This window comes from Viscerimonas tarda, from assembly GCF_054601255.1.
In genome coordinates, this window is sequence record NZ_BAAHWV010000087.1 from 1 (window position 1) to 3,495 (window position 3,495).

The 3,495-nt window shown below is 44.3% G+C and carries 4 protein-coding genes; all 4 read left to right on the plus strand.

Annotated features, from left to right (window positions below):
• Nucleotides 1-74: 74 nt before the first annotated feature.
• A complete protein-coding gene (locus ACYPWY_RS15725) occupies nucleotides 75-683 on the plus strand; it encodes a tyrosine-type recombinase/integrase (RefSeq protein WP_459686493.1) in 609 nt (202 codons plus the stop codon).
• Between the two features lie 151 nt (nucleotides 684-834).
• Complete coding sequence (locus ACYPWY_RS15730; RefSeq protein ID WP_459686494.1) at nucleotides 835-1,995, plus strand: hypothetical protein; 1,161 nt, start codon at nucleotides 835-837, stop codon at nucleotides 1,993-1,995.
• A 42-nt stretch (nucleotides 1,996-2,037) separates the two neighbouring features.
• Nucleotides 2,038-2,946, plus strand: coding sequence for a hypothetical protein (locus ACYPWY_RS15735; protein WP_459686495.1), 909 nt, complete (start codon nucleotides 2,038-2,040; stop codon nucleotides 2,944-2,946).
• 16 nt (nucleotides 2,947-2,962) lie between these two features.
• Nucleotides 2,963-3,495 (plus strand): N-6 DNA methylase (locus tag ACYPWY_RS15740; RefSeq protein WP_459686496.1); only part of this gene is annotated, 533 nt, incomplete at its 3' end.

The following is a 3,495-nucleotide window of genomic DNA, read 5'->3' on the forward strand; positions in this document are numbered from 1 at the left end:
TGCCGATGACGAACGGCTCGAAAATGCACGGGACAGTATTGACGAAGCATTAGCCGAATTACATTCCATTGGCGATGAAGAAGACTAAACGTATGACACGCATCAAAGGACAATTAACAACGGCGGACTACCTGAAAATCGAAGATTTCAACCGCCTGATGGACGGTTTGCACGGCGACGGGCTGTATGTATGGGAACTGTTTTGTCGCTTAGCCTTTTGCGCGGGACTGAGGGCTTCGGACGTGCTTTCCCTGAAATGGAAAGACATACTGAACACGGACACGCTTGGCAAACTTGAACAAAAAACGCAGAAAGGCAGGCAAATCATATTGAACGAAAGCGTGAAGAACAAAATTTCGGAACTCTACAAGCTGCTGGGAAACCCCGGCAGGGAACTTTCGGTAATCTGCAATCCCAAGACGAAAGCGCCGTATTCGCTGGAATACATTAACCGGCAACTGAAAGTTTTCCGCGTCCGCTACCGCCTGCCTGCCAAGGCGTTTTCTACTCATACATTCCGCAAGACTTTCGGGCGCTTCGTCTATGAATCAAACGGACGCTCGGCGGAATCCCTTATCCTGCTCAATACCATTTTCCGCCATTCCAGCATTGAAACTACCAAACGCTATATCGGCATACGACAGGACGAAATAAATCAGGTTTTCAATTCCATAAAATTTTAGATGCCCCTGTAAACCTCTCCGTAGGAAGATTTACAGAGCATGGTGGGAAACATTGGAATCCGCCGTTACCGACAAAGGTATTCCGTATTGTAAATATTTGGAAGATAACCGGTAAAGATAAATTCACATACAAACTAAATTTCAAAGAAAGATGAAACATGTAGTAAGCAATGCTATGGTTGCCCATTTATGGGCGCACCAAAGCCAAGACAACGCACGAACCGGCGACAGACGGTTTTACTTTGAAGAAAAGGACATTTATTCTTACGGCTCCCATTTCCGCTGCGCCTCTGTTGTGGAAAACCCAAAAGGAGAAAGTGCCTACCTTATAACAACAAGAACCTATTCTTCTTCCACGCGCCGGCATATACAGTATGTCCGGTCGGCTATCCCGCATAACAGCCGGATATTCTACACCGCACGGAAAGTAACGGCGCAATCGGGAAAGTTGGATGAGAAGAATTACCAATCCGCCCTGTTTTACATTATCGACCAACTCAAGAGTATAGATACCTGCATTGCCAAACAGACCAAAGCAAGACTTCAGGACTATTCGGGGGATGTAAGGAAAAGCCTGACAAGCATAAGCCGGTGGATAAGTTTCTGGGGCTTGGATAAACGTCAAAAATCAGCGGACGGAAAATTCCTGCCTCCTGTAATAAATGCTTTGCTGAGCGGGAAGAAAAGCGACATTGACGCATACTGGATGCTGAGGGACGAAACTTCATACTATTCATACTATACGCCTGTTTCCGATGAATCGCGTTTACAGGGATTATTGAAGCTAATTGCAGATGCAGGCTTGCTCCAATCTTCCGCAAACAATGATTTCGATGCCGGAGTTCTGCAATTATTCAACGAGTGGTCGGGCAATAAGGAAATATGGCTTAAATTCAATGCAAGGCGGCAACGGCAATTCGACGCCCTGCAAAAGCAGCGGGAAGAAGAAGAACGTGTCTGCCGCATGACCTTTGAACAGCGACGGGTTTCATGGAAGCAGGGCAATACTGCTATCAGGTGGATAGATGTACCGTCAAGTTACGGCTTCAATACTATCCTCCGCGTCCGCAAGGGCAATGTCGAAACTTCCAAAGGCATAACCATTGCCCCGGCTGAAGCGGTGCGCCTTTGGTCTCTGGTACACCGTTTCCACGAAAATGAAACCGAGTTTCACAAGGATGTGGTACACGACAGCAAGCATAACAAATGGGCTATCAGCTCCTACCGCAACGATATTCTTACCGCAGGCTGCCACAGCATTGCATACGCCGAAATGCAGGAAATAGCCGAACAATTGGGTCTGGCAGCGTGAAATACAGATAGAAAATAACAATCAGCAAATAGAAGTTAATTTATGAAAACAACAGAAAACACAGAAAATTTACTTGGTGTTTTTGACACAATTCAAGTCCGGAACGAAGAAAAAATATCCCAACAGGATAGACTGTTTTGCAAAACACAGCAAGAAGCAGTCAATCAAGCGCTTTTACAGCTTGACAGTTGGTACGCTCTCTTTCAGGAAAGATTACCTGATTATGCCAATACATGGAAATTCAATTTTCAACCCAATGGTACACTTAGAGAGACTAAAATATATACCGGCTTGGCTGTAGAAGCTCGAAGCTATCATCAGTATGCGTTTACTCCATTTGAATCCATCAATGAAATTGTAGAAAACCGATGGAAGACGATTGACAAATTTTCCAACAATATCATCCGCTATTTCAATGAAACCTATAATGTGTCTGTCCCTGTGCCCGAAATGGATAAAGAAAATTTATCAATATCCTTTCAGCCGGAATACATGGCTTATGTGGATATGGTTATCGCTCACTTGGGCGGTCGTGGTTTTCGTGAAACAGCCGAAGAAGAACTGATAAACATGTTTCATCAAACCGTTCATCGCTACGAACGGCATGATTTGCCCGAATTAAAAGCCGGGAGCATCATCTTCAAAGATTTACTCCGTTTTGATAATTTCTATCTTCAATACAACCAATACAAAATTGGATGGGAGCAGGAAGCACATATTTCTCGTTTATGCTCCGGTCTTGTATTTTATGCTCACAAGCGGCTCAACGGTGATTCCGGCATTATCTGCGGTTATGACAGAAATAATGTGAACATTACCGACCGGTACAATCTTTCCACCTCTCCTGCCGAACAATTGAAATTCTACAAAAACGGACGGGTTGATGTCAGATTCAAGGATGCAGCCTCAGCCGAAGAATGTTTCAAGAAGTTAAAACTACACGAACTCTAAATTACTGTTATTTACCATGAGTTATTCTATTATTCCACAGCAAATTCCGCAAGAGCAACGGTCGGAAATCAACGAAAAAATCATTTTCTGCATCGACACCGGAAACAATCAAGTGCCTGCCGAAACAATTTACAACTGTTATACCGGCATCGGAGGCTTGCACCACCTGAAACAGGAAGATTTTCCCAATTTCCACGAATATACTGTCGCCAAGAAAAAAATCGAAATGGGACAGTTTTTTACCCCTCACTCCATTTGCAGGCAGATGGTGGAACTCGTTTCGCCCGAACCGACCGATATGGTTTTGGATATGTGCTGTGGAATGGGAAATTTCTTCAATCACTTGCCAAACCTGTTCAACACCTGCGGTTTCGATATCGAACCCAATTCCGTCAAAGTAGCCAAACACCTATATCCCGATACCAATATCGAATGTATAGACATCCGCCGTTATGCACCGGAGCAACGTTTCGATGTGATTATCGGCAATCCGCCCTTTAATTTGGACTGGAACGGAAAACTGTCGCAATATTATTACTGCAACAAAGC